General features: G+C 71.8%; 4 protein-coding genes. All 4 read left to right on the forward strand.

Going from position 1 to position 4,841, the window contains the following annotated elements; all coding sequences use genetic code 11:
• The first annotated feature begins 82 nt into the window (after window positions 1-82).
• The 4 genes from CA984_RS42530 to cobA all read left to right on the forward strand — a co-directional run bounded on the left by CA984_RS42530 (window position 83) and on the right by cobA (window position 4,323).
• The gene (locus tag CA984_RS42530; protein ID WP_086578970.1) at window positions 83-625 is read left to right on the forward strand and encodes a GNAT family N-acetyltransferase; all 543 of its coding nucleotides are present in this window, start codon (window positions 83-85) and stop codon (window positions 623-625) included.
• A gap of 217 nt (window positions 626-842) precedes the next feature.
• Window positions 843-1,670 (forward strand): sirohydrochlorin chelatase, encoded by an 828-nt coding sequence (locus CA984_RS42535; RefSeq protein WP_086578971.1) that lies wholly within the window; start codon window positions 843-845, stop codon window positions 1,668-1,670.
• Between the two features lie 40 nt (window positions 1,671-1,710).
• Window positions 1,711-2,937 (forward strand): nicotinate-nucleotide--dimethylbenzimidazole phosphoribosyltransferase, encoded by a 1,227-nt coding sequence (locus CA984_RS42540; protein ID WP_086578972.1) that lies wholly within the window; start codon window positions 1,711-1,713, stop codon window positions 2,935-2,937.
• Window positions 2,938-3,090: 153 nt separating this feature from the next.
• Window positions 3,091-4,323 (forward strand): uroporphyrinogen-III C-methyltransferase, encoded by a 1,233-nt coding sequence (gene cobA / locus CA984_RS42545; protein WP_086578973.1) that lies wholly within the window; start codon window positions 3,091-3,093, stop codon window positions 4,321-4,323.
• The last annotated feature ends 518 nt before the right edge of the window (window positions 4,324-4,841 follow it).

Raw genomic sequence — 4,841 nt, forward strand, 5'->3', positions numbered from 1 at the left:
GGGCAGGGCTGGGCAGGGCTTGCGGAGACGTGCTCCTCTGGGGTGAGCTGTGAACCACCCATCCCCGTGGTAGGGAGAGCGCGTGACCGGGTTAGCGCCTGATCTGTCCGTCACGACCGAACGGCTCACGCTCCGTCCCTTCGCCCCGTCCGACGCCGACCGGATCCGCGCGGTGATCGCGGCGCGGCACGCCTTCCTCCCGCCGGGCGCGCCCGGTCACCCGTCCGGTATCTCGCAGTGGCTCGCCCACGGCGTGCACGAGCTGCACCGCTCCGGCCAGGGGGTCCACCTGGCGATGGACGCCGAAGGGCTGGTCGTGGGCGCGATCAGCCTGTTCAAGACGCTGTGGGGCGCCGGAACCGCCGAGGTCGGGTACGGCGTCCATCCGATGCACCGGGGACGTGGCTATGCTCCCGAAGCCGTGCGCGGACTGGTCCGCCGGCTGTTCGAGAGCACCACGCTCCGCCGGATCGAGCTCCGCGCCAACCTCGACAACACCGCCTCCCTGCGGGTGGCGGAGAAGGCCGGGTTCGTCCGGGAGGGCGTGCTGCGCGCCGCGGCGCTGGAGGACGACGGCCCGCATGACGTCGTGGTGTTCGGCCTGCTCAGAACCGACCTGTCCTGACCCGTGCCGACATGGCATCACCTGTTCCCTGCCGTCCCCGTCAAGAGCGGGAGCGGTGAATCTGGTGGGCCATGCCGCCCCGCCGCTTCCGTACCCGCTCCCGCGCATTCCGGCCCACTTTGCTGATCCGTTACCTGTCCATGTCGTGGCGTTATCGGATATCCTCGCGAGTCGCTGTTGCGTATCCCCAGGTCAAGGTCATTGGAGTCCTGTTTCTATGAAGCCGCCGCTGCTGCTCATCGGGCAGGGCTCACACGATGACAGCGGATCTGCTGAATTCGGCAGGTTCGTCCATCGGCTCCGCTGCCGCCTGGACCAGACGGCGGCCGCCGTGTCCGGCGGATACATCTCCAAGGCGAGGCCACGCCTCAGCGACTCGATCGCCTCGCTGGTCGCCCACGGGCACCACCGCATGGTGGCGCTCCCGCTGAGCCTGACCGGGGACACGCGGATCGGCGTCGACATCCCCGCGGCGATGGCCCGCGAGCAGGAGCGGCACCCCATGCTCACCTGTGACTACGGCCGCCCCCTGGGTTCCGACCCCCGCGTCCTGGCACTGCTCGCCGAGCGTCTGGCCGACGCCGCGGCCGAGGTCGCCAGCCTCCGCCTGGTCCCCGCCGCCGCCGGGCCGTTCGACGACGAGCCCGAGCGCATCGAGATCGGCGAGACCGCCGTGGTCCTGGTCGGCGACGGATCCACCAGCCCCGCCTCCAACGCCGACGTGCACCGGGTCTCCCGCCTGTTCTGGGAGACCCACGCCCACGAGTACATGACCGTGGAGACCGCCTTCGTCTCCCTCACCCCGCCCGGCGTCCCCGGTGGCATCGAGCGCTGCCGCCGCCTCGGCGCCAAGCGCGTGATCGTCGTGCCCTACCTGCTGTTCGCCGGCGGCGTGCTGGACCGCGTCTGGGCGCAGGCCATGGCCTACGCCGCGGGCCACCCGGATCTCGACGTCCGCTGCGCCGACGTCATCGGCGACTGCGAGGGCCTGGCCGACGTGGTCATCGAACGCTACGAAGAGGCGCTCAGCGGCATCGCCTGGTGATCCTCCCGGCAGACCCCGTTTCCGGGGGACACTAGACGGTATGACCATCCTTGAGCAGACCGTCGCCGCGATCCGGCCCGCAGACCCGGCTGCCCTCGCCGCGGCGAGGGCCCACCAGGACAGCCTGACCAAGCCCCGGGGCGCTCTGGGCGTGCTGGAGGAGGTGGCCGTACGGCTCGCGGGAGCCGCGGCCGTCAGCCCGCCGCCGCTCCCAACCCCGGCGGCTCTGGCGATCTTCGCGGCCGACCACGGCGTCCACGCCCGGGGCGTGACCCCGTGGCCGCAGGAGGTCACCGTGCAGATGGTCGGCAACTTCCTCGCGGGCGGCGCGGTCGCCAACGCCTTCGCCGCCCAGGTCGGCGCCTCGGTGACCGTCGTGGACGTCGGCGTGGCCGCCGACCTGCCCCCCGCCCCCGGCCTGACCGTCAGCAAGGTCGCGTACGGCACGGCCGACCTGTCCGTCGGGCCGGCGATGACCGCCGAACAGGTGGTCGCGGCGCTGGAGGCCGGGATCGCGGTGGCCCGCGAGCTGGTGGATCAGGGCGCCCGCTGTCTGGTCACCGGGGACATGGGCATCGCCAACACCACCGCCTCGGCCGCCCTGATCTGCGCGTTCACCGGCAAGGACGCCGCCGCCGTCACCGGCAGGGGCACCGGGGTCGACGACGAGACCCTGGCCCGCAAGATCGAGGTGGTCCGGCAGGCCCTGCGGGTCAACGGCCTGGCGGGTAGGCGGGAGGGCCTGCCGGCGACCGGTCCGGCGAACGGGCGGGAAGGCGCGGACGGCCAGCCGGTCAGCGCGGGCGACCTCTCGGGCGGCCTGCCGGTCGGCATGGGCGACCTCTCGGGCGGTCTTCCGGAAAGGGTGGAAGGCACGCCGGAGGACGGTCGTGCGGTGCCGCCGCTGGAGGTCCTGGCGGCGGTCGGCGGGCTGGAGCACGCGGCGATCGCCGGATTCGTCCTGGGCGGGGCGGCTCTCGGAGTGCCGGTCATCCTGGACGGCGTCATCGCGGGGGCGGCCGCGCTGGCGGCGGCCGCGCTGGCCCCCGCGGTGGTGGACCACTGCGTGGCCGGACACCGTTCGGCCGAGCCCGGACACGCCGCCGCGCTCGATCATCTCGGCCTGCGCCCCCTGGTCGAGCTGGAACTCCGGCTCGGGGAGGGCACCGGCGGCCTGCTCGCCCACCCGCTCGTCTGCGCGGCCGTCAGGGTGATGCACGAGGTGGCGACGTTCGATTCCGCCGGAGTCACCGACAAGGAGGCCTGACCTGCGAAAGGCTCGGGCCTCGCTGCCGAATCATGGTCAGCGTCTTCTTTACCCTGTTAACAAGGGGGCAGCAAACGGCGGGCCATTAGCCGGTAGGTTTACCTCTTAACACGCCATGCTCCGCAATTAATCGCGAACGGGAGATCTGTCACCATGTCGCCCTACCTGCTCGGTTTGCGCCTTTCCGGGCGGCGGGTGCTCGTCGTGGGCGGAGGGCGCGTCGCCCAGCGACGGGTCCCGGCGCTGCTTGACGCCGGTGCTCTGGTCACCATCGTCTCGACGAGTGTCACGCATGCCCTCGACGATCTCATCGCGACCGGCCGCGTGATCTGGGAGGCCAGGCCGTACCAGGTCGGTGACGTGGACGGTGCCTGGCTGGTCCAGGCCTGCACCGACGACCGAGCGGTCAACACCGCGGTGGCGGCCGAGGCCGAGGCCAAACGGATCTGGTGCGTACGCGCGGACGACAAGGACGCCTCGGCGGCCTGGACCCCCGCCAGCGGGCGGGTGGACGAGATCAGCGTGGCGGTCACCGCCGGCGGCGACCCCCGGCGGGCGGCCGGGATCAGGGACGCCGTCGTCGGAGCGCTCCGCGACGGTACGGTCGACGCCCGGCGCAACCGCACCAAGCCGGTCGGCGTCGCTCTGGTCGGCGGAGGGCCCGGAGATCCCGGCCTGATCACCGTCCGCGGGCGGCAGCTGCTCGCCCAGGCCGACGTGGTCATCGCCGACCGCCTCGCCCCGCAGGCACTGCTCGACGAGCTCTCCCCGGACGTCGAGCTGATCGACGCCGCGAAGATCCCCTATGGCCGCTTCATGGCCCAGGAGAAGATCAACGAGCTGCTGATCGAGCACGCGAAGCAGGGCAAGTTCGTGGTCCGGCTCAAGGGAGGCGACCCGTTCGTCTTCGGCCGGGGCGGCGAGGAGATGCTCGCCTGCGCCCGCGAGGGCATCCCGGTCATCGTCGTCCCCGGGATCACCAGCCCGGTCGCGGTGCCCGCCGCGGCCAACGTGCCGGTGACACACCGCGGTGTGAGCCAGGAGTTCCACGTGATCTCCGTGCACGTCCCGCCCGGTGACGCCCGATCCACCGTCGACTGGCCGAATCTGGCGAGATCCGGCGGAACCCTGGTGCTCATGATGGCCGTCGAACGGATCGGAACGATTGCCGAAACCCTCATCCACGACGGACGTTCGCCAGAAACTCCCGTAATGGTGGTACAGGACGGTACTCTTCCCACCCAACGCGCTCTTTACGCCACGCTCTCCACCGTGGCGGAGCGCGTGACCGCGGCTGGGATTCGGCCACCTGCGATCGTGATCGTCGGCGATGTCGTGAAGGTCGGCCAGGAGGTCGAGATGGTTCGAGCGGAGCGGGTACCGTGAAATCGGCTGCCAACAAGCCCACTCATCCGAGCGAGCGCGACCACGGCCTCGCCGGCCCCCCTCAGCAGTCGCCCGGCGGCGTCTCGCCGGACGATGCCGAATCCCCCGGCGAACAGACGGTCGCCTTCAGCGCCATCCGCCCCGACGATGACGCGACGTCCATCCATGCCTCCGCCTCCCACCCGCCGGCCACCGGCGAGGAGAGGAACGCCGCCCCGGCCCCGGACGATCCCCTCGCCGCGTTCCGCGCTGCGGCGGCTGCCGCCGAGGCCACCATCGCGTCCTTGACCGGTGGAGGGTCCGCTCCTTCTCGGGAGGGTGGTGTGGCTGTTCCGTCTTCGGGTGGAGGGTCCGCTTCCTCTCGGGCCGGTGGTGCGGCTGTTCCGTCTCGGGGTGGTGAGGCCGTCTCTCCTCGGGCCGGTGATGTGTCCGCTCCGGGTCGTGGTGCGGCCGGTCCTCCGGTGGGTGAGGGCGCGTTCGCTTCTCGTGGGCGGGGTGAGGCCCCTTCGTCACCGGGT

It is taken from the genome of Streptosporangium minutum (genome assembly GCF_002149035.1).
Classification (GTDB): Bacteria; Actinomycetota; Actinomycetes; order Streptosporangiales; family Streptosporangiaceae; genus Streptosporangium; species Streptosporangium minutum.

What these genes read in the sequence shown, in the direction of transcription:
- CA984_RS42535 (WP_086578971.1), top strand. Translation starts at nt 843, where the DNA reads ATGAAGCCGCCGCTGCTGCTCATCGGGCAGGGCTCACACGATGACAGC.
- CA984_RS42540 (WP_086578972.1), top strand. Translation starts at nt 1,711, where the DNA reads ATGACCATCCTTGAGCAGACCGTCGCCGCGATCCGGCCCGCAGACCCG.
- cobA (WP_086578973.1), top strand. Translation starts at nt 3,091, where the DNA reads ATGTCGCCCTACCTGCTCGGTTTGCGCCTTTCCGGGCGGCGGGTGCTC.